26 protein-coding genes are annotated in these 26,660 nt (G+C 57.0%); 11 read left to right on the plus strand and 15 right to left on the minus strand.

Annotated elements, in window-relative coordinates:
* Positions 1–9: 9 nt before the first annotated feature.
* The 5 genes from mrkI to KHQ23_RS11675 all read right to left on the minus strand — a co-directional run bounded on the left by mrkI (position 10) and on the right by KHQ23_RS11675 (position 4,498).
* Entirely contained in the window at positions 10–582 is a 573-nt protein-coding gene (gene mrkI / locus KHQ23_RS11655) for a transcriptional regulator MrkI (protein ID WP_002916079.1), read from the minus strand.
* Between the two features lie 17 nt (positions 583–599).
* Entirely contained in the window at positions 600–1,304 is a 705-nt protein-coding gene (mrkH, locus tag KHQ23_RS11660; RefSeq protein ID WP_004152886.1) for a transcriptional activator MrkH, read from the minus strand.
* 382 nt (positions 1,305–1,686) lie between these two features.
* Complete coding sequence (locus KHQ23_RS11665; RefSeq protein ID WP_002916061.1) at positions 1,687–2,565, minus strand: aldo/keto reductase family oxidoreductase; 879 nt, start codon at positions 2,563–2,565, stop codon at positions 1,687–1,689.
* A 118-nt stretch (positions 2,566–2,683) separates the two neighbouring features.
* Positions 2,684–3,913 (minus strand): amino acid permease, encoded by a 1,230-nt coding sequence (locus KHQ23_RS11670; protein WP_002916058.1) that lies wholly within the window; start codon positions 3,911–3,913, stop codon positions 2,684–2,686.
* Positions 3,914–4,036: 123 nt separating this feature from the next.
* Positions 4,037–4,498, minus strand: coding sequence for a multidrug/biocide efflux PACE transporter (locus tag KHQ23_RS11675; RefSeq protein WP_002916056.1), 462 nt, complete (start codon positions 4,496–4,498; stop codon positions 4,037–4,039).
* Between the two features lie 102 nt (positions 4,499–4,600).
* Here KHQ23_RS11675 and KHQ23_RS11680 point away from each other — a divergent pair, with 102 nt between their 5' ends.
* From KHQ23_RS11680 to ompK26, 3 genes are all read left to right on the plus strand, one after another.
* Positions 4,601–5,470: a LysR family transcriptional regulator gene (locus tag KHQ23_RS11680; protein WP_004185510.1), complete on the plus strand. Its 870-nt coding sequence runs from the start codon at positions 4,601–4,603 to the stop codon at positions 5,468–5,470.
* A gap of 118 nt (positions 5,471–5,588) precedes the next feature.
* Positions 5,589–6,767 (plus strand): acetyl-CoA C-acetyltransferase, encoded by a 1,179-nt coding sequence (locus KHQ23_RS11685; RefSeq protein ID WP_211776872.1) that lies wholly within the window; start codon positions 5,589–5,591, stop codon positions 6,765–6,767.
* Positions 6,768–7,014: 247 nt separating this feature from the next.
* Positions 7,015–7,710 (plus strand): KdgM family porin OmpK26, encoded by a 696-nt coding sequence (gene ompK26, locus KHQ23_RS11690; protein ID WP_032435026.1) that lies wholly within the window; start codon positions 7,015–7,017, stop codon positions 7,708–7,710.
* Positions 7,711–7,844: 134 nt separating this feature from the next.
* On the opposite strand, the gene KHQ23_RS11695 is transcribed toward ompK26, so the two are convergent.
* Complete coding sequence (locus KHQ23_RS11695; RefSeq protein WP_002916048.1) at positions 7,845–9,020, minus strand: oligogalacturonate lyase family protein; 1,176 nt, start codon at positions 9,018–9,020, stop codon at positions 7,845–7,847.
* A 143-nt stretch (positions 9,021–9,163) separates the two neighbouring features.
* Positions 9,164–9,295, minus strand: a complete 132-nt coding sequence (locus KHQ23_RS26470; RefSeq protein WP_004154563.1) for a hypothetical protein — start codon at positions 9,293–9,295, stop codon at positions 9,164–9,166.
* A gap of 210 nt (positions 9,296–9,505) precedes the next feature.
* Here KHQ23_RS26470 and kduD point away from each other — a divergent pair, with 210 nt between their 5' ends.
* The gene (kduD, locus tag KHQ23_RS11700; RefSeq protein ID WP_002916003.1) at positions 9,506–10,267 is read left to right on the plus strand and encodes a 2-dehydro-3-deoxy-D-gluconate 5-dehydrogenase KduD; all 762 of its coding nucleotides are present in this window, start codon (positions 9,506–9,508) and stop codon (positions 10,265–10,267) included.
* 295 nt (positions 10,268–10,562) lie between these two features.
* Positions 10,563–11,984 carry a sugar porter family MFS transporter gene (locus KHQ23_RS11705; RefSeq protein WP_032435024.1) on the plus strand — a complete coding sequence of 474 codons (1,422 nt, stop codon included), beginning with the start codon at positions 10,563–10,565 and terminating at the stop codon, positions 11,982–11,984.
* Here KHQ23_RS11705 and KHQ23_RS11710 read toward each other — a convergent pair.
* Complete coding sequence (locus KHQ23_RS11710) at positions 11,981–12,976, minus strand: LacI family DNA-binding transcriptional regulator (RefSeq protein WP_032435022.1); 996 nt, start codon at positions 12,974–12,976, stop codon at positions 11,981–11,983. The two genes, KHQ23_RS11705 and KHQ23_RS11710, sit on opposite strands and share 4 nt — an antisense overlap.
* 94 nt (positions 12,977–13,070) lie before the next feature.
* Here KHQ23_RS11710 and KHQ23_RS11715 point away from each other — a divergent pair, with 94 nt between their 5' ends.
* The 4 genes from KHQ23_RS11715 to KHQ23_RS11730 all read left to right on the plus strand — a co-directional run bounded on the left by KHQ23_RS11715 (position 13,071) and on the right by KHQ23_RS11730 (position 17,377).
* Entirely contained in the window at positions 13,071–13,205 is a 135-nt protein-coding gene (locus KHQ23_RS11715; protein WP_004143987.1) for a hypothetical protein, read from the plus strand.
* Between the two features lie 12 nt (positions 13,206–13,217).
* Positions 13,218–14,459 (plus strand): MFS transporter, encoded by a 1,242-nt coding sequence (locus KHQ23_RS11720; protein ID WP_002916000.1) that lies wholly within the window; start codon positions 13,218–13,220, stop codon positions 14,457–14,459.
* Positions 14,460–14,478: 19 nt separating this feature from the next.
* Positions 14,479–15,912 carry a glycoside hydrolase family 32 protein gene (locus KHQ23_RS11725; protein WP_073553322.1) on the plus strand — a complete coding sequence of 478 codons (1,434 nt, stop codon included), beginning with the start codon at positions 14,479–14,481 and terminating at the stop codon, positions 15,910–15,912.
* A gap of 121 nt (positions 15,913–16,033) precedes the next feature.
* Entirely contained in the window at positions 16,034–17,377 is a 1,344-nt protein-coding gene (locus tag KHQ23_RS11730; RefSeq protein WP_004149644.1) for a carbohydrate porin, read from the plus strand.
* A gap of 59 nt (positions 17,378–17,436) precedes the next feature.
* Here KHQ23_RS11730 and KHQ23_RS11735 read toward each other — a convergent pair whose 3' ends face one another.
* The 5 genes from KHQ23_RS11735 to KHQ23_RS11755 form a co-directional block, all read right to left on the minus strand.
* On the minus strand, positions 17,437–18,723 hold the full coding sequence (locus tag KHQ23_RS11735; protein ID WP_020802368.1) for an ABC transporter substrate-binding protein: 1,287 nt from the start codon (positions 18,721–18,723) through the stop codon (positions 17,437–17,439).
* Between the two features lie 16 nt (positions 18,724–18,739).
* Positions 18,740–19,867, minus strand: a complete 1,128-nt coding sequence (locus KHQ23_RS11740; RefSeq protein WP_032435018.1) for an ABC transporter ATP-binding protein — start codon at positions 19,865–19,867, stop codon at positions 18,740–18,742.
* Between the two features lie 12 nt (positions 19,868–19,879).
* The gene (locus tag KHQ23_RS11745) at positions 19,880–20,782 is read right to left on the minus strand and encodes a carbohydrate ABC transporter permease (RefSeq protein WP_002915996.1); all 903 of its coding nucleotides are present in this window, start codon (positions 20,780–20,782) and stop codon (positions 19,880–19,882) included.
* On the minus strand, positions 20,775–21,665 hold the full coding sequence (locus KHQ23_RS11750) for a carbohydrate ABC transporter permease (RefSeq protein ID WP_002915995.1): 891 nt from the start codon (positions 21,663–21,665) through the stop codon (positions 20,775–20,777). Before KHQ23_RS11750 ends, KHQ23_RS11745 begins: the two co-directional genes overlap by 8 nt.
* A gap of 451 nt (positions 21,666–22,116) precedes the next feature.
* On the minus strand, positions 22,117–22,443 hold the full coding sequence (locus KHQ23_RS11755; RefSeq protein ID WP_211776871.1) for a cupin domain-containing protein: 327 nt from the start codon (positions 22,441–22,443) through the stop codon (positions 22,117–22,119).
* A gap of 139 nt (positions 22,444–22,582) precedes the next feature.
* Between KHQ23_RS11755 and KHQ23_RS11760 the strand changes: the two genes are divergently transcribed.
* A complete protein-coding gene (locus KHQ23_RS11760; RefSeq protein ID WP_002915992.1) occupies positions 22,583–23,296 on the plus strand; it encodes an aspartate/glutamate racemase in 714 nt (237 codons plus the stop codon).
* On the opposite strand, the gene KHQ23_RS11765 is transcribed toward KHQ23_RS11760, so the two are convergent.
* On the minus strand, positions 23,262–24,188 hold the full coding sequence (locus tag KHQ23_RS11765) for a LysR family transcriptional regulator (protein ID WP_002915991.1): 927 nt from the start codon (positions 24,186–24,188) through the stop codon (positions 23,262–23,264). The two genes, KHQ23_RS11760 and KHQ23_RS11765, sit on opposite strands and share 35 nt — an antisense overlap.
* A gap of 136 nt (positions 24,189–24,324) precedes the next feature.
* Between KHQ23_RS11765 and lysA the strand changes: the two genes are divergently transcribed.
* Positions 24,325–25,587, plus strand: coding sequence for a diaminopimelate decarboxylase (gene lysA / locus KHQ23_RS11770; protein ID WP_002915990.1), 1,263 nt, complete (start codon positions 24,325–24,327; stop codon positions 25,585–25,587).
* On the opposite strand, the gene KHQ23_RS11775 is transcribed toward lysA, so the two are convergent.
* Entirely contained in the window at positions 25,580–26,581 is a 1,002-nt protein-coding gene (locus KHQ23_RS11775) for a LacI family DNA-binding transcriptional regulator (RefSeq protein ID WP_004229436.1), read from the minus strand. The genes lysA and KHQ23_RS11775 overlap by 8 nt on opposite strands.
* Positions 26,582–26,660: the final 79 nt, after the last annotated feature.

A 26,660-nucleotide genomic window follows, 5' to 3' on the forward strand; every position in this document is an offset into this window, starting at 1 on the left:
GGAGAACATTTAGCATTGATGGAGAGCGGCAATACGCTGATTCATAGTGCGGGAATTATCTATACCCAGTTTTTGCATGATATGGATGCGGTGGCTATGAACCGTTTTATGAGCAATGCCGAGCAGGGCGGCAATACGCTTATTATTATTGTTGGCAATGAGCAGTTCGAGGATCTGACACTCCCGTGGTGAAAGCTGTTTGCGCAATCCTCGCGGCGGCAGTTCGCTGACGCCTTTGGCGCGCTGGACGATAGATGAAAAAAGAGTTAGCGGAGATTTCTCACTAATAATCATAGCGTTGTCAAAGTTTATCAACTCTCTGCACAGCCCGACAATGTCGCTTTTCACCATTAGCACCGGCTGCTGGCAGCGCAGCAGGGAAAGGCGGAGCGCATTCAGCAGATCGACGATTCTGATGGCAGAAATATCCTTATTAATTAAATTGAAAATAATCGTCTGGGCCAGTGGCAGATGTTTCTCATGGATGACATCGGCATAACTCAGACGGGTGGCATTTTCATGGCTATCAATAAGGTAGTGATAGATTGAGTGACCAATGAGATTGTCATTGGTGTACAGCAATATACTGTCCAAGGTTGTCAGATTCTCTTTTTGCGCTTGGCTTCTAAGATCAGGTCCAGCAGTATCTTCTCTATTCTGCGCTGGTCATCGAGATGGCGGAACTTAAACTGGCAGGATATCTGATAGTAGCTCTCACTCTCTTCATTAGCGTTATCCAGGGTGATAACAATGACATTTTTGACCACCAGGTCGATGGTGATCTCGCCATATTCTGCAAGCATAAGTACGGCGTTTTTCAGTAAGGCGTTGTGGCTGAGAAATTTAAGATTCGGCGTTTTGGTCATCAATGCGCAACCGCCATCTGAAATGTCTTTGATATCGAAAAGATAGTTTTCGCCGTTTTTATGGCGGCCGCGGCAATAAAAGTCATGCTCATGGCGTAAACGAAAGCGGGGATCGCGGCGACGCTGCACTACCTGCAGGCATTCAGGCAATGAAAAAGCGTAGCGGATACCTTTATCGACACCGCTATTGTCATGTTTTGTCAGGGCCGCATTAAACTCTATTTTCCCTGAATCGCTATGCAGGAGAAAGCGAATTTTATGCCCGGACGGGATTTTGCGATGGGTCTGAATATGAAACTCGGCAAAGTCCACGCGCGTCAGTTGGGTTATGATACTGGTGTTGTTAAAAAATATTTCAATTTCAGTACGTTTGCGCAACTCCTCTCTGAAAATAGCAATAATTTCATACTTACTGGTCTTTATCGTTCCCTCTGTCATATGCATCCCTTGTAAATAGTTGTCGTGAGGCGTTTGATTTTTCTTATAGCAATAGCAACATTCTGATTGGGTTAATCAGATGTTTTTATGAGCGTTTGATGTTATTGACTATCTTTGCAGCCAGATTGATATGTATAAACTTGGAATTTGATATTGTATTTCCTGTAATCAAGAGTTTCGAATTTTGGTCATGACAAAAACGACAACGGTCTCCAAGCTGGAGACCGGTCGAAGGATAAAAACTTAAGTTTAATTAACGGGGATAATGAGAGAACGATCGTCGATCACGCCCCATTTGTAGGATCTATAGTGCCAGTAGCGGTGAGGTTTTTCCAGGCAAATATTGAGGAGGGATAGGGTTCCCTCCATTTTGTCTCGCAGGTCAGCGGCGCGCGGCGGTGGCGATATTATCGAGGGTGCGCAGCGCTTCCGCGGGCAGGACCAGCTCAGCAGCGGCAATATTTTCCGCGAGGTGCGTGCGGGAGGAGGTGCCGGGGATCAGCAGAATATTTGGCGCTCGCTGGAGCAGCCAGGCGAGGGCGACCTGCATCGGCGTCGCCTCAAGCGAAGCCGCGACCTCGTTCAACTCCTGCGCCTGCAACGGCGTAAAACCGCCCAGCGGGAAAAAGGGCACCCAGGCGATGTGCTGGGCGGCCAGCGCATCCACCAGCGCGTCGTCGGCGCGATGGGCAACGTTATAAAGGTTTTGCACGCAGACGATGGGCGTCATTTTCTGCGCATCCGCGACCTGCTTTGCCGTCACGTTGCTGAGGCCGATATGGCGGATTAATCCTCGCTCTTTCAGTTCCAGCAGGGTGGCGAGTGGCGCCTCCAGCGAACCCTCCACCGGGCCGTGCGGGCTCAGCATACTGCGCAGATTAACCACTTCCAGTACCTCGAGCCCCAGGTGACGCAAATTGTCTTCAACGGCCTGGGTCAGTTCGGCGGGCGACATGGCCGGTAGCCAGTTGCCTTTCTCGTCACGGCGGGCGCTGACCTTGGTGACAATGCACAGATCGTCAGGGTAGGGGTGGAGCGCTTTGCGGATCAACTGATTGGTGACATGTGGACCGTAGAAATCAGAGGTATCGATATGGTTTATCCCGGCCTCGACGGCGGCCTGCAGGACGCGCACCGCTTCTTCAGGATCTTTGGGCGGGCCGAAAACACCGGGGCCGGCCAGCTGCATCGCGCCGTAACCTAAGCGATAGACCTGGCGATCGCCGAGCGTGCCGCGACCGGATAAGGTGACACTGGACATAAGAACTCTCCTCACGGTGGCTAAGCCGTAAGTGTAATCCGCTCACAAGGAAGGCAAGGGGGAGAATATTGTCAGAATGTGCGACAGCAGCTCAGGCAGCCGCTGTCGCCAGAGGGGATTAGCCGAAGAACATCACCGACACGCAGAGCAGACCAACCACCAGCGTAATGGCGTTACCCACCGAGCGGTACGGCTTCAGCGCCGGAATGAGCCATGTCGACAGCGTGGGCATAATAAACAGGATCATGGCGATTAGCGGTCCGCTGATAGCGTAGATCATTGAGATCGCATTCGGGTTGATAAAGCACACCGCAAAAGTGAAGGCGGAGACCAGCAGGATCGACATCGCGCGGTTGAAAGCGCGGCTCTTACGCACGCCCAGCAGGCCCAGCGAGCTTTTGACGATTTCGCTGGCGCCTTCAATCACTCCGAAGTAGGTTCCGAGAAACGATTTCGACATAGCGACGACGGCGACGATGATGCCGGTCACCGCCAGCCATCCCGGCGCGCCTGGCACCATCGACAGGGCGGAGAGGATAGTCACCCCCTGATCGCGGGCGGTCTCTATATAGGTTGCCGGGATCGCCAGCAGACAACTGAAGACAAAAAACAGCACGCTGGCGCAGATGATGGTGTAGGCCACCTTCATGATTTTTTTGCATTTACCCATGGCCAGGTCGCCGTGTTTCTCCTGCTGATCGATAGCAAAAGTCGAGATGATCGGCGTATGGCTAAAAGCGAAAACCATCACGGGAATAGAGATCCAGACCTGGTGGAGCGTCTGCGGGCTGAACTGCATCTGGCTGGTGAGATGCTCCGGATGCCAGTCGCGGATTAAATAGAGGGAGAGAAACAGGAAACAGGCGATAAGCGGGAAGACCAGAAAGCCCATCACCTTGATGGTGACCTGCCGTCCCATGAGAAAGATCAGGTTGAGGACCAGCACGACCCCCAGACTCAGCAGCGCACGCAGCCCTGGGGTCATCGGCGTGCGATGCGCCACCTGTTCGGCCAGCGAGTTGGTGATGGCCACGGCGTAGATGAGCACCACCACAAAGAAGGCAAGGAAATAGAGGCCGGTGATCAGGTTGCCAATTTTCTTACCATAGTAGTGATTAACTGCGCCGGTGATCCCGGTTCCCGGCGCGATATTGGCCGAGAGAATAAACTGGCTCAGCGCTTTGTGGGGCCAGTAAGTGAGCGGCCAGGCGACCAGCGCGGTGATGAACAGCACAATGGCGCCAGCCGAACCCAGCTGGATCGGTAGAAATAGCGTCCCAGCGCCTACTGCAGTGCCATATAAGGCAAAACTCCATAGAGTTTCTTCTTTAGACCAAATTTTAGACATTATGCGACTTTATCAACCGTCAAACCAAAAAAAAGGAGTGCAATTTACCATATTTATGGTTCGTCTGTTGCGATAGTTTTTGGTGATAAAGTCGCGGCGGATCGTCGAAGATCCGCGCCGGGATTAACCGCGCGCCGTCTGGCGCGGGCGGCGGTGACGAATAACGCGCTCGCGCAGGGTGTCCCATACCCAGTTAAAGGCCATGGTGTAGGGCAGGAAGAAAAGCATAAAACCGATCTCCAGCATAAACGCCTGCAGCAGCGAGACGCCCAGCACGATCGCCACCATGGTGACGCCAATGATGACGAATCCGGTTTCGAAACCGAGCGCGTGCAGGGCGCGTACTTTCAGCTGGCGGGGGAAGCGGGAGACCGGCCACAGGCGATCGAACGCCGCGTTATAGATAATGTTCCATACCATCGCCAGGGTGGCGAGCAGAATGCTCAGTCCGCCCATCTCCACTACCGAGCGCTGCATCAGCCAGGCGGCGGTAGGGGCGAGGATCAGCGTCGCCAGTCCTTCGAAGGTGATGGCGTGGATAACGCGTTCGGTGAGCGTCTTGCGCTGATGTGGGGTCTGTTGCATGGCGAGCTACCTCCAGTTTTAGCCTGAACAGGAAATTACCCGGCAGTTTATGGAAAAATATGATAAACAAAAGATAGGACCCATCGATATTGTAGATACATCATGCGTTATTCACCGGAAGCCTTAACCGCCTTTGTCGAGGCGGTCGACAGCGGATCGTTCTCCGCCGCCGCCCGCCGCCTGCGGAAAAGTCAGTCGACGATCAGTACCGCCATCGCCAATCTGGAGGCCGATCTCGGCGTAACCCTCTTTGACAGGGCAACGCGGCAACCGACGCTGACCCCGCAGGGGGAGCAGGTGCTGAGCTATGTCAAAGCGATTCTTGCCGCCAGCGAGCGGCTGGACGAACTGGCTGTGTCGCTGTCCGGCGAGACGGAGCCGCGGCTGACCTTCGTGCTCTCCGATACTCTGCACCCGGACGTGCTGGAAGATCTGCTGGTGCAGTTTGACCGCCGCTTTCCTCATACCGAGTTTGAGTGTTTGATTGGCGAAGACGAGGATGTGATCGATCTCCTGCAAAAATCCCGCGCCCAGGTGGGGCTGATTGAGGCGAGGGAGCGCTACCCCACCGATATCGGCAGCACCCGCCTGCCGCTGCAGACGGCGATGGGCATTTATGTAGCCCCTGGCCATCCGCTGGCGGCGCAGGGTAAGGTCGCCTGGGATGAGCTGCGCAGCTGGCGCGAGCTGCGTTTGAGCACCTTTCTGGCCAGCGCCACCGAACCTGCCGCAGGCCAGGTCTGGTCGGCGCCAAACTACCTGCTGCTGCTCAGCATGGCGGCGCAGGGGTTCGGCTGGTGCATTCTGCCCAGCGCGCTGGTGGCGGAGTTTGCGCCGCAGGGCGGGCTGGTGGCGCTCGATATCCCCGGCTGGCCGCGGGCGATTTCAGTCGATCTGCTGTGGAATAAGAAAGCGCCGCCGGGAGCGGCCGGCAGCTGGCTGCGTCAGCATCTGCAGCGGCGTGAACGTTAACGAATAGCTATTTCTTTGTGATTGGCTTCACTTTTTTTAAACAATTACAAAGTTTTTTGATAACAATTATCTAGTATATCGCTGTTTCTTTGCGCAAATGCATGGGCAGGGGTAGAGGATGAAGGATGTCGTGATCGTCGGCGCGCTGCGAACGCCGATTGGCTGCTTTCAGGGCGCATTATCGCGCCATTCAGCCGTCGAGCTGGGGAGCGTGGTGGTGAAGGCGCTGGTGGAGAAGACGGGAATCGATCCGCACAGCGTGGATGAGGTGATCCTCGGCCAGGTGCTGACCGCGGGGACCGGACAAAATCCGGCGCGTCAGTCCGCTATTCGCGGTGGGCTGCCTAACACCGTATCGGCTATCACCATTAACGATGTCTGCGGTTCCGGCCTGAAGGCTCTGCACCTCGCTACCCAGGCGATCCAGTGCGGGGAAGCGGACGTGGTGATCGCTGGCGGCCAGGAGAATATGAGCCGAGCTCCGCATGTGCTTACCGACAGCCGTACCGGCGCCCAGCTGGGCAACAGCCAGCTGATTGACAGTCTGGTGCATGATGGGCTGTGGGATGCTTTCAACGATTATCATATGGGCGTCACGGCGGAAAACCTGGCCCGGGAATTTGGCATCAGTCGCGAGCTGCAGGACGCCTGGGCGCTCAGCTCACAGCATAAGGTGCGCAAGGCGATTGATTCCGGTCGCTTTCGCGATGAGATCGTCCCGGTTGTCACCGAGCATAACGGCGCGGCGCGCACCGTGGATACCGATGAACAACCGCGGGTGGATGCCAGCGCGGAAGGGCTGGCCAGCCTGCAGCCCACCTTCGATCGCCTTGGATCGGTAACCGCCGGCAACGCCTCAAGCATCAATGACGGCGCGGCGGCGGTAATGATGATGAGCGAGGCTAAAGCGCTGGAGCTGGGGCTGCCGATCCTTGCGCGGATCCGCGCCTTCGCCAGCGTCGGCGTCGATCCGGCGCTGATGGGCATTGCCCCGGTGCATGCCACCCGTCGCTGTCTGGAGCGGGCCGGCTGGCGGCTGGACGACGTCGATCTGATCGAAGCCAATGAGGCCTTTGCCGCTCAGGCGATCTCGGTTGGCCGGGTACTGGAGTGGGATGAGCGCCGGGTCAACGTCAACGGCGGCGCGATCGCCCTCGGCCACCCCATCGGCGCCTCCGGCTGCCGGATTCTGGTGTCGCTGGTGCATGAAATGATCAAGCGCGATGCCCGCAAAGGTCTGGCGACGCTGTGCATTGGCGGCGGTCAGGGCGTGGCGCTGGCGGTAGAACGCGCATAGCGCTATACCTCGATTTCCATGGCCTCCTGCGGGAGGCCTTTTTTATGCGCCGTGCTTTGCCGAACCCTTATTTTTCCCTCCCTCTTTCACTCTCCCCGGCGAAATTATTGAGCTTCGTCACGTCTTGTTGTGCCACCTTTTTTGAAACAAATAACTACGATCCTGGTCACTAAAACTATGGTGCCTAAAAAATAAAATGATGTTTCATAAAAACGAAATGTCATTTTATTTATTGTAAGGGTACCCTATGTTAAAACGCTCTCTGGTTCTCGCCGCCCTCTGCGGTATGTCTTTTGCAGCAACCGCGGTAACGATAGATTTACGTCATGAATTTATTGATGGCGGAAAGAGTGATAAAAGTAATGCTGACCGCGTCTCCGTTTCTCACCGCTTTGCCAACGGCTTAGGCTTTACCGTCGAGGCCAAATGGCGCTCAGGCGGCGACAACGGTTCGCAACCCTATTCGGACGTGGTGGGCAATGGTCATGAAGACACCATCAGCTGGCGCTGGAAAGCGACGTCGAACTTGTTCCTCACCCCCGGGTTTACCATTGAGAGCAACGACAGCCGCTCCATCTACAAGCCGCACCTGCACGCGCAGTACAGTTTCGACAACGGCTTCTATGTCGCCGCTCGCTATCGCTATGAATACACCCGCTATCCGAACAACGCCGGCAAAGATGATGACAAAGTTAACCGCGGCGACGCGTGGGCCGGATTTGTCCTCGGCGACTGGCGTACAGAGCTGAACTATGTCTATGCCCGCAGCTCGGAAGGGGTCAGCCGCAACGACAATAAACCCTACTCGCAGGAATTTAACGTGAAGGTGGCCTATAAGCTGGATAATAACTGGTCGCCGTATGGCGAAATTGGCAACGTCGGGGTCAATGACCGCAGCGATCGCCAGACCCGCTTCCGCGTTGGGGTGGCTTACTCGTTCTGACCGACCATTCATCCCTCATCGTTTGTTTTCCCCGGCGCCGTCAGCCGGGGTTTTTTTATGGGGGAAGAGAAGGGACAAAAAAAGCCCTCCATGAAGGAGGGCAAGGCCAGTTACAGAAAAAAGTGTGGCGTGGATCAGGCGCTCAGCATTGACGGGTGCGCGGGTAATTTCGCGATATAGATGGCCGGTTTACCGTCTTTATCGGAGCTGAACAGAATGGCGCTATCGTCCGGGGTAAATGAGGGGTGCGGGTGCGTTACCTGGCGGCTGTTGGCCACCGTCGCCCACGAGGTATCATGGCGCGCGACGCGGAAGTAGCGCTTTTCCGCCACGTTAAAGACATACAGCCAGGGATCGTTATCAATGGAGTAGCCGCCGGTATCCTTGACATCCACCGGTGTACCTGAGCCATCGCCTACCAGCAGCGTGCCATCGAAATTGCTCATCAGATGCGAGCAGGCCGGCATCGTCATCAGGGCCTCGTTGACGCCGCTTTCGGGATCAAAGCGATAGATCGTCCGCCCCTGCTGGCCTTTCAGATAGGAGACGTAGATCAGCGCCGAACCGTCCGGCACCCAAAATTCATGAGTACAGCTTTCGCCTGGAGCATGCGCTTTGACTTTGCGAACATGGCTGCCATCCTCGTTGACCAGCCACATGCGGGCGTCCACCAGATCGTGCGGCCCTTCATGGCAGAAGGCGACGGTATGGTCGTCGAAGGGACGATAGATCGGGTGTCCCAGCCAGATTTTTTCCTCATGGATCACCTGGCTCTCACCGCTGCGCAGGTCGACGCGCAGCAGGCGGCAGTGCGGTCCTTTATGGAAGAAATCATGGAAAATCTGCCAGTCGTTGAGTGGCGTCCAGTCGCTTTTGGCAATCTCAATGCCCACCAGTTTGCTGCAATCGCTGTTTGCCACCCAGGTGCCATACCCTACCCAGTCATCGCTAACGCGATAAACTTCGCGCTCGGCGAGGGTGGTCAGGTTGACTTCCAGCAGGATACGGTCATTTTTCACGTAATAAAGCGACTTATCGTCCGGGGAGAGGAAGCCGCCGAAGGTGTTATCCCCGGCGCCTTCGGTTAGCTGGACGGCCTCGGCGCTGGCGATATTCAGCAGATAGTAGTTCCAGTGGCCGTCAAACTCGCCGGCGAACAGTAAATGGCTGCCATCGTTAAAAAAGCACTTCTGATAGAAGTAGTTGCGATGACAGGTGACCTCCGGGGGGGTTAAGCGGGTGACTTCCGCCCCGGTATCCGGATCGTGGCTGACGTGATAATTCAGTTTGACCCGCATGCCTTTAGCCATGTAGTGCTCCTTTCTTTCCTGCGATGCCGCTGGACCAGAGGCGTGTCGCTGAGTGATATGTTTTAAAAGACGGGTATTAATTTATCAAAACATTGTTTCATTATTTGTGATGGCTCACGCAGTTCAGCGTAATTCCCGCGTTTTCAGCGGGCTGCTGGCTTCGCTTCGGCACCTCTGCAGACAATCGGTTGAATCTTCATCTTTTCAAAACCTTTTCCGGCCTGGCGCGTGCCGGGAGGCTCCTTTGCTTTTTCTTTTTTTGTAATCATCATCATAAAAAATGAAACATCGTTTTAAATAATATTGAAAATGGCTGGGGGCGGGGCTAAGATGGCACCCATCAGCAAAACGGAACTCTGTTTTATTTTCATTATGGTGGGCTATGCCCGAGAGTTCGCCCCACGCTCAGTCGCGCCGCCGGCGCGGACCGGGCCGAGAGAACCTTGCCTGCAAACAGCAGGCTCTGAACGACTAAGGAACATAATATGATTCTTGATGCATTCTCCCTGCAGGGAAAAGTGGCCGTCGTGAGCGGATGCGATACCGGTTTAGGTCAGGGGATGGCCCTCGGGCTGGCGGAAGCGGGCTGCGATATTGTCGGTATCAATATCGTCGAACCGGTGGAGACTATCGAGCGAGTAACCGCGCTGGGACGCCGTTTTCTTAGCCTGACCGCCGACCTGCGCCAGATCGACGGTATTCCTCAGCTTCTGGAGCGGGCGGTGGCGGAGTTCGGCCATATTGATATTCTGGTCAACAATGCCGGCCTGATTCGCCGCGAGGACGCGCTGGCGTTCAGCGAAAAAGACTGGGACGACGTGATGAACCTCAACATCAAGAGCGTATTTTTTATGTCCCAGGCGGCGGCGAAACACTTTATCGCCCAGGGCAGCGGCGGGAAGATCATTAACATCGCCTCCATGCTGTCGTTCCAGGGGGGGATCCGCGTGCCGTCGTATACCGCATCCAAAAGCGCGGTGATGGGCGTCACCCGCCTGCTGGCCAACGAGTGGGCCAAACACAACATCAACGTCAACGCCATCGCCCCGGGGTATATGGCGACCAACAACACCCAGCAGCTGCGCGCCGACGAGCAGCGTAGCAGCGAAATCCTCGATCGCATTCCCGCCGGGCGCTGGGGGCTACCGGCCGATCTGATGGGGCCAGTCGTGTTCCTTGCCTCCTCAGCCTCCGATTACATCAATGGCTACACGGTGGCGGTGGACGGCGGCTGGCTGGCGCGCTAACCGTCCGCGATGGCCGGAGTCTGTGGTATCGCTCCGGCTATCTGAGCAATTATTGTCCATACGGCAAAGTGCGGATCGTCCATACTCCGGAACACGGGTATAATGTTACCGCTCTGTATAAACAGGGTTATTAACTATTGGAAACGCATTTTTTGTTACTTTGAAAGTTTAATGTCCATCACAAAACCCATCCTGCCAGCAATATAGTCCATATCTTTGGCTTATCCTGCCTGACCCATTCATCCACCAGTCACGTACTTTCGTCTTATGTCTTACTCTGTGTGGCAGGAAAAAAATGACTTCAATCAGTAACGACTCTACATTATCGCCGCGGACGCAACGTGATACCCGGCGGATGAACTGGTTTGTTTCCATCGCCGCGGCGGTGGCGGGCTTGCTTTTTGGCCTGGATATCGGCGTGATATCCGGAGCGTTGCCCTTTATAACCGACCATTTCACCTTATCCAGCCAGCTTCAGGAGTGGGTGGTTAGCAGCATGATGTTGGGGGCGGCGATAGGCGCGCTGTTTAACGGCTGGCTGTCGTTCCGCCTTGGTCGTAAATACAGCCTGATGGCGGGGGCCGTACTCTTTGTGGCCGGCTCTATCGGATCCGCTTTTGCCGCCAGCGTGGAGGTACTGCTGGTGGCCCGCGTGGTGTTGGGCGTGGCAGTCGGGATTGCCTCTTATACCGCGCCGCTGTACCTCTCCGAGATGGCCAGCGAGAACGTGCGCGGGAAAATGATCAGTATGTATCAGCTGATGGTCACCCTTGGCATTGTGCTGGCGTTTCTTTCCGATACCGCCTTTAGCTACAGCGGTAACTGGCGCGCCATGCTGGGCGTGCTGGCGCTGCCGGCGGTGATCCTGATCATTCTGGTCGTCTTTTTGCCGAACAGCCCGCGCTGGCTGGCGGAGAAGGGACGCCATATCGAAGCGGAAGAAGTGCTGCGGATGCTGCGCGATACCTCGGAAAAGGCGCGCGACGAGCTTAACGAGATCCGTGAGAGCCTCAAGCTGAAGCAGGGCGGTTGGGCGTTGTTTAAGGCCAATCGTAACGTGCGCCGGGCGGTGTTCCTGGGCATGCTGCTGCAGGCGATGCAGCAATTCACCGGCATGAACATCATCATGTACTATGCGCCGCGTATCTTTAAAATGGCGGGCTTTACCACTACTGAACAGCAGATGATCGCCACCCTGGTGGTGGGCCTGACCTTTATGTTTGCCACCTTTATTGCGGTGTTCACAGTGGATAAAGCGGGCCGCAAGCCAGCGCTGAAAATCGGCTTTAGCGTGATGGCGCTGGGCACTCTGGTGCTGGGCTACTGCCTGATGCAGTTCGACAATGGCACCGCATCCAGCGGCCTCTCCTGGCTCTCCGTCGGCATGACCATGATGTGTATTGCCGGGTATGCGATGAGCGCGGCGCCGGTAGTGTGGATCCTCTGCTCCGAGATCCAGCCGCTAAAATGCCGCGACTTCGGTATCACCTGCTCGACCACCACCAACTGGGTGTCGAACATGATCATCGGCGCCACTTTCCTGACGCTGCTTGACGCGATTGGCGCCGCCGGCACCTTCTGGCTCTACACGGCGCTCAACGTGGCCTTTATCGGCATCACCTTCTGGCTGATCCCGGAAACCAAGAATGTCACCCTCGAGCACATTGAGCGCAACCTGATGGCGGGCGAGAAGCTGCGCAACATCGGTAATCGTTAATGTGAGGCGCGCGGCAACCACGGGCTGGCGACTTTGCGCGTCTCCCGATGGTTGTCGCCGTGAATGATATGCAGGGCGCTCAGGCGCCCGATGTCATAATGCGGCAGTTGCACTGTGGAGAGCGGCGGTAGAAACAGATCGCCAATGCCCACCATGTTGTCGTATCCCACTACCGCCACGTCCTGTGGAATGCGTAACCCCTGGCCCAGCAGCGTCTGGTAGACCATAAACGCGATGCGATCGTTGCCGCAGATCACTGAGTCAAAGCCAGGTTTACCCTCGCGGATATGCGCCAGCACCGCCGCCGGGATATCGTGGTAATGCTCATCGCCCTGGCCCATATACGAATGGCTCAGATGGTCCGGTTCGATACCGGCCTCCCGGCAGGCGCGCTCCAGCCCCCGGCGGCGGCGGATCGTCGCCGGCTGGCTGGCGGGTAAGTGCAGGCACAGCGGACGACGATAGCCAGCGGCAAGCAGGGCTTTCACCGCGTCGTACTGCCCCTGTTCATCGTCCGGGATATAGCTGGCCACCGGCTGGCTGAGGCTTTCGCAGTTGGCCAGCACGCAGGGCAGAGTCAGCAGTTTTTCCGGCAGCGGTACCTGGCGCAGGCCCATGGTGGTAAAGATAATGCCGTCCGGACGGTGGGAGAGGAGCAGGTCGACCACCGCTTCCGGACGATCGTCAGAAAACATATTGACCACAAAGCTATTCCAGCCGTGGGCGCGGGCCGTCTCTTCGATCGATAAGGTGATCTCCACCGAAAAGGGCGTGGTCACGGTATCCAGCGCCAGCACGCCGATGGTGCTGGGGGTTGCGCGCGCCCCGCGGATCTTCTTCGCCGACAGGTCGGGGACGTAGTTGGTTTCGGCGATGGCGGCCTGCACGCGGGCCAGTGTCTCAGGCTTCAGCCGCTCCGGGGTGTTCAGCGCCCGTGAGACGGTCATCAGAGATACATTCGCCAGTTTTGCTACATCTTTCAGGGACGCCATTTTTTCCTCCGCCATTGCCGCAGAGTACAGGCTATACAACTAAGTCGCTGATGTAAAAGAGTGAAACGATTTTCTGCTATCGCCGTCGTGAGCTATGTTGCGGTTGATTTTTGATCGCGATCGCATCTTCATTATGTTAACGTTAACTTTTGTGATTAACATCATATATCGCAGCGAATCCACCTGCGTTTTGTTTTTTGTTAACGTTACCATAATTGCATTCCTCTAACACGAGAATGTCATGATGAAAGCGCCTCACTCACACAGCTACCCGTTGCTCAGTGCCTTACTGTTTTTCTTTTTCGTGACCTGGTCGTCATCCGGCTCCTTGCTCTCTATCTGGCTTCACCAGGAGGTTGGGCTGAAGGCAGGCGATACCGGTATTATCTATGCCGTACTGTCGGTTTCCGCGCTGTTTGCGCAAGTTTGCTATGGATTTATCCAGGACAAGCTGGGGCTGCGCAAACATCTGCTCTGGTATATCACCGCGCTGCTGATCCTCTCTGGTCCGGCGTATCTGCTGTTCGGCCACCTGCTGAAAATCAACGTCCTGTTGGGCAGCATCTTTGGCGGGATCTATATCGGTTTGACCTTTAACGGCGGCATCGGCGTGCTGGAATCTTACACCGAGAGGGTGGCGCGTCAGAGCCAGTTTGAATTCGGCAGGGCGCGGATGTGGGGCTCGCTCGGCTGGGCGGTGGCCACCTTCTTCGCCGGCCTGCTGTTTAACATCAATCCGCAGCTAAACTTCCTCGTCGCCAGCTGTTCCGGGCTGGTGTTCTTTATCCTGTTGGCGCGGCTGCGGGTCTCCTCGGCGCCGCATGCGATGCAGGAGGCGGTATCGGGCGGTAAGGTGACCCTCGAAGATGCGCTGCGCCTGCTGACGCTGCCGCGCTTTTGGGCGCTGGTCTTCTTCGTCATCGGCACCTGCATTTACGGCGTCTATGACCAGCAGTTCCCGGTCTATTTCTCATCGCAGTTCGCGACCCTGCAGGAAGGCAATGAGATGTATGGCTACCTCAACTCCTTCCAGGTGTTCCTCGAGGCGGCCGGCATGTTCTGCGCGCCGTGGCTGGTGAACCGCATCGGCGCCAAAAACGGTCTGATTTTCGCCGGCATGGTGATGGCGATGCGCATGGTGGCCTCCGGTCTGGTGGAGGGGCCGCTGCTGATCTCCATCACCAAACTGCTGCACGCGGTGGAGTTGCCGATACTGCTGGTGGCTATCTTTAAGTACAACAGCCTCAACTTCGATAAACGTCTCTCCTCCACCCTCTATCTGGTGGGCTTCGCCTGCACCAGCTCGATTATCGCCAGCGTATTGTCGCCGCTGGCGGGCTACAGCTATGAAAAATATGGCTTCGCCCAGTCCTACCTGATCATGGGCCTGCTGGTGTTCTGCACCACCTTTATTTCCATCTTCTTGTTGCGCTCCGGCAAATCCTCCGCCGATCCGCTGGTGTCGCAACCTACCGCTATCTGAATCAAAAAGAGTGAAAATGATGACTTACACAATCTCCCGGGCTGAACAGGTACTCCAGACACAACGCCAGGCGCTCAATCTGCGCTGGTATCCGCACTATCACCTGGCGGCCCGCGCCGGGTGGATCAACGACCCAAACGGTCTGGTGTGGTTTGACGGCTGGTACCATGCCTTTTATCAACATCACCCGTACTCCACCCAGTGGGGACCGATGCACTGGGGGCACGCGCGCAGTAAGGATCTGGTGCACTGGGAGCATTTGCCGGTAGCCCTGGCGCCGGAGGGCCCGGAGGATAAAGACGGCTGCTTTTCCGGCTCGGCGGTGGTCGATGGCGATACCCTGGCGCTGATTTACACCGGGCATAAGTTCCACGGCGATCCTGGCGACGAAGCCAATCTGTATCAGGTGCAGTGTCTGGCCACCAGCCGCGACGGGATCCACTTTGAGCGCCAGGGGATGGTGGTCGACACCCCGCCGGGTATGCACCACTTCCGTGACCCGAAGGTCTGGCGTGAGGGAGATAGCTGGTACATGATCGTCGGCGCGCGCGAAGGCGATACCGGCCAGGTGCGGCTGTACCGTTCAGCCGATCTGCGCCAGTGGCAGGACGCGGGGGTGCTGGATGAAGCGGAAAGCACCATGGGCTATATGTGGGAGTGCCCGGACTTCTTCACCCTCAACGGCAAACGCGTTCTGATGTTTTCCCCACAGGGGATGCAGGCCGCGGGGTTCAGCAACCGCAATCTGTTCCAGAGCGGCTATCTGATCGGCGAGTGGCAGCCAGGCCAGCGTTTTATTCGCCATGGCGAATTCCGGGAGATGGATAACGGCCACGATTTCTATGCCCCGCAAAGCTTCGCCACCCCCGATGGCCGGCGGATCGTGATTGGCTGGCTGGATATGTGGGAATCGCCGCTGCCGGAGCAGCAGGACGGCTGGGCGGGCATGCTCTCCCTGCCGCGCGAGCTGAGCCTGAGCGCGGATGACCGCCTGCAGATGCGCCCGGCGAAAGAAGTGGAGAGCCTGCGCGGCGCCTGGTTCCCGTGGCCGGTCAGCACCCTGAACAACCAGCAGACGACGATGGTCGACAACTGCGAGGCGATGGAGGTGAATCTGCGCTGGGACTGCGCCCGCAGCAGCGCCGAGCAGTATGGTCTGCGCTTTGGCGATGGCCTGCGCATCTACGTGGATGCCCAACAGCAGCGTCTGGTGCTGGAGCGGCATTATCCGCAGTATGGCCTGTGCGGGACGCGCAGCGTGCCGTTGACCGCCGGGGCGGATCTCAACCTGCGAATATTTTTCGATAGCTCTTCGGTGGAGGTTTTTGTCAATGACGGCGAAGCCTGCCTGAGCAGCCGTATCTATCCGCAGGCTCCCCGCCGTGAATTAGCGTTATTTGCCTGGAGCGGCTCGGCGGCATTAAACGAAGCCTGCGCCTGGCAGCTCGAATAATAATAAGGCTGTTGTCGTTAATAACCCGTCTTTGACGATGGGCGGGTTATTATTGCCTGCATCGTCGTGCGTTACCCATTAATAAAAAATTCAGTTCATTCCATAATAAAAGGGTTTACCGATGAATAAAATCTGGGTCGGGTGTTTTCTGACGTCTCTGTATCTGCCATCCGTTATGGCGCAGGCGCCGTTATCGCTGGAGGAGCGACTGGCGCAAATGGAGCAGCGGCTAAAGGCGACGGAGGCGCGCGCCGCCAGCGCAGAGGCGGAAATTAAGACGCTGAAAGGCCAGCAGCAGGCCGCGACGGTCGCCCGCGCGGCGCCTGCTTCGCCGCGTTTGCAGCTAAATGACAATGGCGAATTAAAATTTTATGGCGACGTCGAATTTAACCTCGATGGTGCCAGTCGCACCGGCAGCCTGACGTCGGTCAAAACCAGCGCGAATAAAAGCTGGGCGCCCGGCGATAAAGAGCGCTGGGATATTAACGGTCGTATTCTGCTGGGTTTCGATGGCAGACGGAATGGCGCCGACGGGCAATATGCCGGATTCAGCGTGCAGCCTCTGGCGGATATGGATGGCAAAATGAATCTTGATGATGCGGTATTTTTCTTCGGCCAGCAGGATGACTGGAAAATAAAAATAGGCCGCTTTGAAGCCTGGGATATGTTCCCGCTGAATCAGGATACCTTTATTGAATATTCAGGTAATACCGCCAACGATCTCTATTCCGATGGCTATGGCTATATTTACATGATGAAAGAGGGGCGCGGGCGCAGCAGCAGCGGCGGTAACCTTCTGTTTAGCAAAACGGTGGATAACTGGTATTTCGAAGTTAACACCCTGGTGGAGGACGGCAGTTCGCTGTTTGTCGATCAGAACTATCATGGTAACGCGCTGGAAAACCGCAAAAATGTGGTGTACGTGCGGCCGGTGGCGGCGTGGCAGTCCGGCGCCTGGTCGGCGGCCGCGGCGATAGAGAGCAATCTCGTCAACAATGCTTACGGCTATCAGAGCCAGAGCGGACGCTGGGTCGACCAGTCAAACCGCACCGGCTACGGGCTGACCATGAGCTGGAACACCCTGAAAAGCGATCCGCAGGATGGGGCGGTGGTTAATCTGAGTACCGCCCTGCTGGACGCGGCGGACGAAACCGACTTCAGCGCCGGGATCAACGCCCTTTGGCATCGCGTGGAGCTGGGCTATATCTATGCGCACAATAAAATCGACCAGTTCAATATGGCCGGGGTGACCAGCGAATGCGATGGCGATTGCGCTATCCTGGCGCCGGGGCGCTATGACATCCATACCCTGCACACCTCCTGGCAGTTGCCGAATATCATGGCGATGCCGAACTTCAATATTTACCTTGGCGCCTATGCCTCGTGGCTCGATTCCACGGCAGCGAAGAGCGGGAATCCCGATGAACGCTACGGCGCCCGGGTGCGCTTTAAATATTTCTTCTGACAGGGCCGTCTGGCAGACCCTCCCGCGGCGTGCGCCGCGGGAGAGTTCAGACGGGCAGGTTAGCGCATCGCGCGGCGCAGAATGCGGTCGGTCTGGCGCTGGAAGTCCTCGGCCGCTTCTTCCACCGACTTTTTACCGTAGTCGATGTACTGCAGGGTGGTGCCGAACTGGGCGACGATCTGCGGATCGTCGAAGTAAGGGGAGACCGGCAGAGCGGTGGGCAGGGATTGCGCCAGCTTCAGGCCGGACACCGCCGGATCGTCGGCTTTGATTACCCCATCCTCGGTCAGGTAGGTGACCGCCGCTTTACTCAGCGGCACGCCGCGCTCCAGTCCAAGAATATCCACCCCTTCTTTGCTGTTCAGCAGGAAGTTAATCACTTTCGCCGCCGCCTGCGGGTTTTTCGTCGATTTGCCAATCGATAACATTTGCGCGGGCTTGAAGAACAGTCCGGCATCGGTGGCGCCCGGCAGCATCGGGTATTCCCCCAGCACCAGCTTCGCCGGCGGCTTCAGGTTATCGGAATATTTGTTGATGGTGGAGTTCCACATGTAGGTCCCGCCCCATTCGCCCTGGATCCACGGCTTCATTTCGTACATGTTGCTCTTGCCGAAGGAGGCATAGTAGCGGGTGTCCGGCATCACATGGCTGTCGATAAGCTTCTTATACATACCGAAGAAATCCGCCCACTGCGCTTTGCTGTAGGAGAATTTTCGCCCTTTCTCATCGATGGCCGGCTGATTGTATTTTTGCACCATATAAGAGTTGAGCAGGGCCAGCACGTCCTGGTGTTCGAGCACCACCGGGTAGTACTGTTTCCCGAGCTTGCTTTCGAAAGTTTTTCCCGCCGCCATGAGTTCATCCCAGGTTTTCGGGAAGGGGATGCCCGCCTTTTTCCATGCTTCGTCGTTAAAGTAGAAGACGCGGGCGGTGACGGAAATTGGAATACCGTTAAGCTTGCCGTTGACCGTGGTGGACTGCAGTTCTTTGGCGTCGAACTGGCTGAGGTCGATCTCGTCTTTCAGGGTATTCAGATCGTAAAAACCATCGCCATTTTTCGAAAAGATCGGCAGCCAGTTCCAGTTGGTCTGCATCACGTCAGGCTCGGTACCGCCGGCAATCTGGGTGGTCAGGCGTGAAAGATGGCCGTCCCAGCCGGTGTATTCTGCTTTGACGTTGATGTCGGGATGTTGTTTGTGGAATTCCTCCAGCGCCTTGAGGGTGACCTGATGGCGGCCGTTGCCCCCCCACCAGGACATACGCAGGTCGACATCCTGCGCTAGCGAAGAGAAGGCGCTAAGGCCCAGGGTGGCGGAGAGGGTGGCGCTTATCAGCACGTTTTTCATTGTTATGCTCCAGGGTTCACAGAGAGAGGTTCTGTTCGGTTTTGGCGTCAAAGATGTGACACTTGTTGAGATCAAAGGTGAAATAGACTTTGCGATTCAGTCCCTTGGCAATCATCGGCTTCGCATCGTCCGACGGCACGCGGGCGGTCAGCTCATAATCAGCAACCCTGAGATAAACAAAGAATTCATGTCCCATGTTTTCTACGCGTACCATTTCACCCGCGCAGGAACCTTCGGCAAACGGTTCATCGGAGAGAGAGACAAACTCCGGGCGCACGCCAAAGAACACCTGCTGATTCTTATGGGTTTCAACTTTGCTTTGCAGCCGATCGTTGAGCGGCAGCCGCTGATCGCCCAGCGTCAAATGCAGGCGACCACCGTGCTCAACCAGCTGGCTGGGACGAATATTCATCTCCGGCGCGCCGATAAACCCGGCGACAAACATATTTTTCGGCTGGTGGTAGAGATTGTCCGGGGTATCAACCTGCATAATGTGGCCGAGCTTCATCACGCAGATGCGGTCGCCCATGGTCATCGCTTCCGTCTGATCGTGGGTGACGTAGACGGTGGTCGCCGGTTTGCCAGATTTTTTCAACTGCTTATGCAGATCGGAAATGCGGATCCGCATCGAGGCGCGCAGCTTGGCGTCAAGGTTGGAGAGCGGTTCGTCGAACAGGAAGACGTCCGGTTTTTTGACGATCGCCCGGCCCACCGCCACGCGCTGCGCCTGGCCGCCGGAGAGCTGGCGCGGCAGGCGATCGAGCAGTTCTTCCAGTTCGAGAATTTTCGCCGCTTCTTCCACCTGGCTGTCGATTTGCGCCTTCGGCAGCTTGCTCAGCTTCAGGCCAAAGGCGAGGTTTTCGCGCACCGTCATATGCGGATAGAGGGCGTAGTTCTGGAACACCATCGCGATGCCACGGGATTTAGGCGCCAGGTTGTTGACGATTTTGTCCCCAATCCGCACCTCGCCGCCGCTGATGGTCTCCAGACCCGCCAGCATGCGCAGGGTGGTCGATTTGGCGCAGCCGGAGGGGCCGACGATCACCATAAATTCGCCATCGGCAATCTTCAGGTCGATACCATGCACCGCTTTAAACCCGTTGGAGTAGACTTTTTCCAGTTTGTTGAAAATCACTTCAGCCATGATATTTCCCTCTTAACCTTTGATTCCGCTGCTGGTCACGCCCTGCACGAAGTAGCGTTGAGCCAGGAAGAAGACAATGATGGACGGCAGAATGGAGATGCTCGCCATTGCCAGAATTTCGTTCCACGGCGCGCCTTCCGTAACGTCGATAGACATTTTTAGCGCCAGCGCGATGGGATACTTATCGACGCTGTAGACGTAGATCAGCGGACCGATAAAGTCGTTCATCGACCACATAAACTGGAACAGCGCCACCGAGATAATGGCCGGCTTGAGGATCGGCACCACCACATACCACAGCACCTGGATGGAGTTGCAGCCGTCGATCTGCGCCGCCTCTTCCATATCGCGCGGCACGCCGCGCAGAAACTGGATCAGCATGAAGACGAAGAATCCCTGGGTGGCGAAGGCCAGCGGCAGGTACAGCGGCAGATAGCTGTTCAGCATCCCCATTTCGCGGAACATCAGGTACTGCGGGATCAGCAGGACGGTGCTCGGCAGCAACATGGTGGTGATAAGCGTTGCGAACCAGAACTTCTTCCACGGGATCTCAAAGCGTGCGAAGCCGTACGCCACGATGGTGGAGGAAATGATCGTTAACACCACTTTCGGGATCACATACTTAAAGGTGTTCAGCATATAGTGGCCGAAATGGTATTCGGTGCCGGTCTTCCAGCCGTTGATAAACCCGTCCCAGGTGGCGTGGGCAGGCCACAGCCCGAGGGTGGTGAAGATCTCATGGTTCGGCTTGAACGAGGCGGAGAACATCCACGCCAGCGGGTAGAGCATCAGCAGGCCGACGAATATCAGCACGACGTAGCGCACCACCCGGCTCACCTTTTCCCGGCGCAGCGTACGGGCGACCTCACGATCGGCGTCGCTCATCACCGGCGCCATCTGTTGAATATCAGCCATTTTTGCCTCCCTTATCGGCGGAGTAGAAGACCCAGTATTTCGATGACTTAAAGGCGATCGACGCAAAGACCGCCACGACGAGGAACAGCACCCACGCCAGCGCGGCGCCATAGCCCATGTCGAAGTACTTAAAGGCGGTATCGTAGATATAGAGTGAGAAGAGGTAGGTGTAATAGGTCGGACCGCCGCCGGTTATCACGTACGGGCCGGTAAACTCCTGGAACGCCTGGGTGGTCTGCATAATAAAGTTGAAGAAAATCACCGGGGTGATCAGCGGCACGGTGACCTTCATGAACATCTGCCACTTTGAGGCGCCGTCAATCATTGCCGCCTCATACTGCGACTGCGGAACGTTCTGCAGCGCGGCGAGGAAGATGACCATCGCGGAGCCAAACTGCCAGACGCGCAGCAGGGTGACCGACATCAGCGCCAGGGAGGGTTCCCCCAGCCAGTTGATGGCATCAATGCCAAAGACGGCGAGAAAACTGTTCAGCAGGCCGTCAATGGCGAACAGGGCGCGCCACAGCACGGCAATCGCCACCGAGCTGCCAAGGATCGACGGAATGTAGTAGGCGGTGCGGAAAAAGCCGATGCCGCGCAGTTTGAAATTGAGCACAAAAGCAATGCCGAGGGCGAAAGCCAGTTTTAAGGGGATGGTTAAAAAGACGTAGGCAAAGGTCACCCCCATCGATTTCCAGAACAGGCTATCCTCGGTCAACATATAGCGATAGTTTTCGATGCCGTTAAATACCGGCGGGCTCATCAAGTCGTACTCGGTAAAACTGAGAAAGAAAGATGAAACAAAGGGAAAAGCGGTAAAGACGATCAGCCCGATGATATAGGGCGATATCCATGCCAATCCCAGCAGCTTGTTTTCATTCATACATACCTACCTGGCTTACGAGTTGTAATACGGATCCGGTGACGCCGCGCTGTCGGCCTTTTACGCCTGACAACGCAAAAATGTCTGAACGCTTCCTCTGCTTAACATGTCCTTGTTAATTAATGGGTTATTCTTTAACTGGTCTAGCAGGTAAGGGCTGACAGCCCTTTTTTTATGCTGAACTGTTTTTTATAAAACACCGTTTTAATTTCATTTTATTGCGATTTGTTTCTGCGTCATGCAGATCAGGATGGAAATGTGATCAAAGTCGAAACGATGTTTCAAAAAGGTGAGGTGGTAAGCATTTTGGCCGTAAAGGGCGCCTGAAAGAAATGAAAAATTAGGCTTAACTGAGCGGGAAATATAATTACCAGGATAATGATTGTGGCCGCATCTTTTTATTGAAGGGCGCCGGGCAGTAACCGGGGACGGCGAACGCCCCCGTTATGGATTAGCCTTCAAGAAAATCTTCGCGAATGGGAGTAAAGGTATCGAGCAGCGTGCCGGGCTGCAGGCAGACGCAGCCGTGCATAATCCCCGGCCGCTTATACAACGTATCGCCGGCGCTGACGACGCGCGTCTCCTCGCCGATGGTGAACTCGAACTCGCCGGAAAGCACATAGGTGAGCTGTTCGTGAGGATGGTTATGCATCGGGCCGACGGCGCGGGCGGCAAAATTCACCTCCACGGCCATCATTTTGCCGTCGTGGGCCAGAATGCGGCGGGTTACGCCATTGCCGAGGTCTTCAAGGGTGGTGTCTTTATGAAAAATAAACATCGGGCGATCCTGTTGTTAAAGTGAAACATTGTTTCATTTAACTTATCCCACTCTTCATGAAAAAGAAATACGCGGCCAGAGAAGTGGAAAGTTGATCACAAGTTTGCTTCACTGGCAGAAACGACATAAGGAGCAGAAGATGAAAACCATTGGCCTGTTAGGCGGCATGAGCTGGGAGTCCACGATCCCCTATTATCGGTTGATCAATGAGGGCGTTAAGGCGCGACTGGGCGGCCTGCACTCTGCCAGCCTGGTGCTGCACAGCGTCGATTTTCACGACATCGAAGCCTGCCAGTCCGCCGGCGACTGGGATCGCGCCGGAGAGATCCTTGCTGAGGCCGCGGTCGGGCTGCAGCAGGCGGGGGCCGAAGGCATTGTCCTGTGCACCAACACCATGCATAAAGTCGCAGATGCCATCGCCGCCCGCTGCCAGGTTCCCTTCCTGCATATTGCCGATGCCACCGGACGGGCGATTGCCGCCAAAGGTCAGCGCCGGGTCGCGCTGCTGGGCACCCGCTATACCATGGAGCAGACCTTTTACCGCGGTCGTCTGCAGGAGCAGTTTGCCATCGAGACGCTGATCCCTGAGGCTGACGATCGGGCGCAGATCAATCAGATCATCTTCGACGAACTTTGTCTCGGCACCTTCAGCGAGGCGTCGCGGGATTATTATCTGCAGACGATCGCCGCCCTGGCGGAGCAGGGGGCGGAAGGGGTTATTTTCGGCTGTACGGAGATTGGCCTGCTGGTGCCTGCCGAGCTCAGCCCGCTGCCGGTCTTTGACACCGCGGCGATCCACGCGGAAGACGCGGTCAACTTTATGCTCTCTGCAGGACCGACGCCAGCGGCGTGAGGATCTGCGGCAGACTCTGCTGCAGGTGGGCAACAAAGGCGTCGACCAGCGCCGAGCGCGGGCGGTGGAGGGGGCGGATCAGGCTGACGGTAAACGGCACCTCGACGCTGAAGCGGCGCACCACTACGCCGCTATCGGCATAGTCCAGGGCGGTTAACGGATTCACCACCGAGATCCCGGCGCCGGCGCGCACCATGGCGCAGATCGAGGCCGCGCTGTGGGTTTCGACCACCATCCGCCGTTTAACCTGATGCTCAAGGAACAGGGCGTCGAGCAGCTGGCGATAGCTGTCGGTGCGCGACAGGCTGATATAGTTTTCGCCCTGAAAATCGGCGGGGGTCAGTGTCGCCTGCGCCGCCAGCGGATGGCCGGCGGGCAGCACGCAGACTTCATTCAGCGTCAGCAGCGGGGTGCGTTCGGTGCCCGCGGGGGTATGCAGGGTCTCCGTCAGGCCAAGGTCATGGCGCTGGGCGGAGAGCCACTCCTCCAGCAGCGGCGACTCCTGGGGGACGATCTGCAGGCTGACCTCCGGGTAGCGAGCGAGAAACGGCGGCAACAGCAGCGGCAGAAAGGACTGGGAAAACACCGGCAGACAGGCGATCGACAGCTCGCCCTGGCGGAACTCGCGCAGGCTCTCGGCGGCGCTGACGATACGGTCCAGGCCATACCAGGAGCGCTGAACCTCCTCAAACAAACGCAGGCCCTGCACCGTCGGCTGCAGGCGACCGCGGGTCCGCTCAAACAGCTGCAGGCCGAGCACCTTCTCAAAGCGCGCCAGCTCGCGGCTGACCGTGGGTTGCGAGGTGTGCAGCATCCTCGCCGCTTCGGTCAGGTTGCCGGTGGTCATCACCGCGTGAAAGATTTCGATATGACGCAAATTGACGGCTGGCATGCGGTCTCCGTGAGGCTCGGCTGGAACCATATCATTTTTGCATAGAGTCGCGATAAAACGATATTTTTTATTCGTCTGTCACTGTGGCGTAATCAGAAAAAACAGCGACCAACACACGCACTGCACCGGAGTTCTTATGCCACACTCGCTTTACGCCACCGATACTGACCTGACCGCGGACAACCTGCTGCGCCTGCCGGCGGAATTTGGCTGCCCGGTCTGGGTCTATGATGCGCAGATTATTCGCCGCCAGATAGCCCAGCTCAGCCAGTTCGACGTTGTGCGTTTTGCGCAAAAAGCCTGCTCAAACATTCATATTCTGCGTCTGATGCGTGAGCAGGGGGTGAAGGTGGACTCGGTGTCGCTGGGGGAGATCGAGCGGGCGCTGGCGGCAGGCTACGATCCGCAGCAGAATCCCGAGGATATCGTCTTCACCGCCGATCTGATCGACGATGCCACCCTCGATCGGGTGAAGGCGTTACAGATCCCGGTGAACGCCGGCTCGATCGACATGCTGAGCCAGCTGGGCGAGGTGTCGCCGGGCCATCGCGTCTGGCTGCGCGTCAACCCGGGCTTTGGCCACGGCCACAGCCAGAAAACCAATACCGGCGGTGAGAATAGCAAGCATGGCATCTGGTACAGCCACCTGCCGGCGGCGCTGGAAGTGATGCGTCGCTATCAGCTGCAGCTGGTCGGGATCCATATGCATATCGGCTCTGGCGTTGACTATGGTCACCTGGAGCAGGTGTGCGGCGCGATGGTGCGCCAGGTCGTCGACTTTGGCCAGGATCTGCAGGCCATCTCCGCCGGCGGCGGTCTGTCGATTCCTTACCGCGAAGGTGAAGAGGCCATCGACACCGCCCACTATTATGGCCTGTGGAACCGCGCCCGGGAGCAGATCGCGGCCCATCTGGGGCACCCGGTGAAACTGGAGATTGAGCCAGGACGCTTCCTGGTGGCCGAGTCCGGCGTGCTGGTGTCGCAGGTGCGCAGCGTGAAAGAGATGGGCAGCCGTCACTTCGTGCTGATTGACGCCGGCTTTAACGACCTGATGCGCCCGGCAATGTACGGTAGCTATCACCATATCACCGCTCTGGCGGGGGATGGCCGGGATCTCAGCGCCGCGCCGCAGGTCGAAACCGTGGTGGCCGGGCCGCTGTGCGAATCCGGGGATGTCTTTACCCAGCAGGAGGGGGGCAAAGTCGAGACCCGCCTGCTGCCGGCGGTGGCGCCTGGGGATTATCTGGTGCTCCATGACACCGGCGCCTACGGGGCTTCGATGTCGTCCAACTATAACAGCCGTCCGCTGCTGCCGGAGGTGCTGTTTGATGGCGGTAAGGCGCGGCTGATCCGCCGTCGCCAGACCATCCAGGAGCTGCTGGCCTTAGAGCTTATTTAAAAAAAGGTCCCGTCGTCACCGACTCGCGAAGCACCAGCGTGCCGGTAAACGGCGGGATCGTTTCTATCGGCTGCTGATTGGCAAGCTTGATCGCCTGGTCGATAGCCGTAGTGATCATGTTGTCGATCGGCAGATAAACCGTCGACAGCCCCGGCTCCAGCCATTTCGCGCTTGGCGCATCGTCGAAGCCAAACAGCGACACATCCTGTGGAATACGCAGCCCCGCCTGATGCAGCGCCTTTGACGCCCCCAGCGCCATATCATCGTTACAGGAAAACAGCGCGCTGAAGCGGGCTTTCTCGTCCAGCAGTTCCCGGCACAGTTCGTAGCCGCGAGTCATCGTCGAGTCCCCATACTTCACCCGGCTCGGATCCCACTCAATACCATGTTTTATCAGCGCGTTGCGGTAGCCCTGCAGGCGAGCCTGGCCGGTAGGGGTATGCATCGGGACGGTGATGCAGGCGATATCGCGGTGGCCCTGGGTAATCAGATACTCCACGGCCTGGAAGGCGGCTTCCTGCTGTTCGAAGAACACGCAGCGTTCGCGGGCCTGCGCCACATCGCGGTTAATCACCACCAGCGGCATGGCGATCGAGTTAATCAGCGACATGATCGCCTTCTCGCTCATGTGCCGGGTATAGAGGATGATCGCATCGCACTGCCGGTCGGCGAGCATCTGCACCGCTTCCTCTTCGCGCTCCGGCGTATCATGGCCGTCGGTGACGATAAGCTGCTTTCCCCAGGCTTCGGTCTGGCGTGACGCCTGCTGCAGCAGACGGCCAAAGTAAAAGCCGTCAAAGGTGGAGACGACCAGCCCGATACTATTGCTGGTCTGATTGGCCAGCGAGCGGGCAAGGAAATTGGGCCGGTAGCCCAGCTCTTCCATCGCTTTAAAGACCTGTTGGCGGGTGCTCTCTTTCACCTGACCTGTGCCGTTCAACACGCGGGAAACCGTCGCTTTCGAGACGCCTGCGCGAATTGAGACATCCAGCATTGTAGCCATTCATCGATTCCTGATTTCACGTGGTAAAGCGCAGTTTATCACAGACCGAAAAGGGACATATCGACGGGGC

Origin of the sequence: Klebsiella sp. 64 (assembly GCF_018223915.1) — a bacterium.
Taxonomy (GTDB): Bacteria; Pseudomonadota; Gammaproteobacteria; order Enterobacterales; family Enterobacteriaceae; genus Klebsiella; species Klebsiella pneumoniae.

What these genes read in the sequence shown, in the direction of transcription:
- mrkH (WP_004152886.1), bottom strand. Translation starts at nt 1,304, where the DNA reads ATGACAGAGGGAACGATAAAGACCAGTAAGTATGAAATTATTGCTATT.
- KHQ23_RS11665 (WP_002916061.1), bottom strand. Translation starts at nt 2,565, where the DNA reads ATGTCCAGTGTCACCTTATCCGGTCGCGGCACGCTCGGCGATCGCCAG.
- KHQ23_RS11670 (WP_002916058.1), bottom strand. Translation starts at nt 3,913, where the DNA reads ATGTCTAAAATTTGGTCTAAAGAAGAAACTCTATGGAGTTTTGCCTTA.
- KHQ23_RS11675 (WP_002916056.1), bottom strand. Translation starts at nt 4,498, where the DNA reads ATGCAACAGACCCCACATCAGCGCAAGACGCTCACCGAACGCGTTATC.
- KHQ23_RS11680 (WP_004185510.1), top strand. Translation starts at nt 4,601, where the DNA reads ATGCGTTATTCACCGGAAGCCTTAACCGCCTTTGTCGAGGCGGTCGAC.
- KHQ23_RS11685 (WP_211776872.1), top strand. Translation starts at nt 5,589, where the DNA reads ATGAAGGATGTCGTGATCGTCGGCGCGCTGCGAACGCCGATTGGCTGC.
- ompK26 (WP_032435026.1), top strand. Translation starts at nt 7,015, where the DNA reads ATGTTAAAACGCTCTCTGGTTCTCGCCGCCCTCTGCGGTATGTCTTTT.
- KHQ23_RS11695 (WP_002916048.1), bottom strand. Translation starts at nt 9,020, where the DNA reads ATGGCTAAAGGCATGCGGGTCAAACTGAATTATCACGTCAGCCACGAT.
- KHQ23_RS26470 (WP_004154563.1), bottom strand. Translation starts at nt 9,295, where the DNA reads ATGATGATGATTACAAAAAAAGAAAAAGCAAAGGAGCCTCCCGGCACG.
- kduD (WP_002916003.1), top strand. Translation starts at nt 9,506, where the DNA reads ATGATTCTTGATGCATTCTCCCTGCAGGGAAAAGTGGCCGTCGTGAGC.
- KHQ23_RS11705 (WP_032435024.1), top strand. Translation starts at nt 10,563, where the DNA reads ATGACTTCAATCAGTAACGACTCTACATTATCGCCGCGGACGCAACGT.
- KHQ23_RS11710 (WP_032435022.1), bottom strand. Translation starts at nt 12,976, where the DNA reads ATGGCGTCCCTGAAAGATGTAGCAAAACTGGCGAATGTATCTCTGATG.
- KHQ23_RS11715 (WP_004143987.1), top strand. Translation starts at nt 13,071, where the DNA reads ATGTTGCGGTTGATTTTTGATCGCGATCGCATCTTCATTATGTTAACG.
- KHQ23_RS11720 (WP_002916000.1), top strand. Translation starts at nt 13,218, where the DNA reads ATGATGAAAGCGCCTCACTCACACAGCTACCCGTTGCTCAGTGCCTTA.
- KHQ23_RS11725 (WP_073553322.1), top strand. Translation starts at nt 14,479, where the DNA reads ATGACTTACACAATCTCCCGGGCTGAACAGGTACTCCAGACACAACGC.
- KHQ23_RS11730 (WP_004149644.1), top strand. Translation starts at nt 16,034, where the DNA reads ATGAATAAAATCTGGGTCGGGTGTTTTCTGACGTCTCTGTATCTGCCA.
- KHQ23_RS11735 (WP_020802368.1), bottom strand. Translation starts at nt 18,723, where the DNA reads ATGAAAAACGTGCTGATAAGCGCCACCCTCTCCGCCACCCTGGGCCTT.
- KHQ23_RS11740 (WP_032435018.1), bottom strand. Translation starts at nt 19,867, where the DNA reads ATGGCTGAAGTGATTTTCAACAAACTGGAAAAAGTCTACTCCAACGGG.
- KHQ23_RS11745 (WP_002915996.1), bottom strand. Translation starts at nt 20,782, where the DNA reads ATGGCTGATATTCAACAGATGGCGCCGGTGATGAGCGACGCCGATCGT.
- KHQ23_RS11750 (WP_002915995.1), bottom strand. Translation starts at nt 21,665, where the DNA reads ATGAATGAAAACAAGCTGCTGGGATTGGCATGGATATCGCCCTATATC.
- KHQ23_RS11755 (WP_211776871.1), bottom strand. Translation starts at nt 22,443, where the DNA reads ATGTTTATTTTTCATAAAGACACCACCCTTGAAGACCTCGGCAATGGC.
- KHQ23_RS11760 (WP_002915992.1), top strand. Translation starts at nt 22,583, where the DNA reads ATGAAAACCATTGGCCTGTTAGGCGGCATGAGCTGGGAGTCCACGATC.
- KHQ23_RS11765 (WP_002915991.1), bottom strand. Translation starts at nt 24,188, where the DNA reads ATGCCAGCCGTCAATTTGCGTCATATCGAAATCTTTCACGCGGTGATG.
- lysA (WP_002915990.1), top strand. Translation starts at nt 24,325, where the DNA reads ATGCCACACTCGCTTTACGCCACCGATACTGACCTGACCGCGGACAAC.
- KHQ23_RS11775 (WP_004229436.1), bottom strand. Translation starts at nt 26,581, where the DNA reads ATGCTGGATGTCTCAATTCGCGCAGGCGTCTCGAAAGCGACGGTTTCC.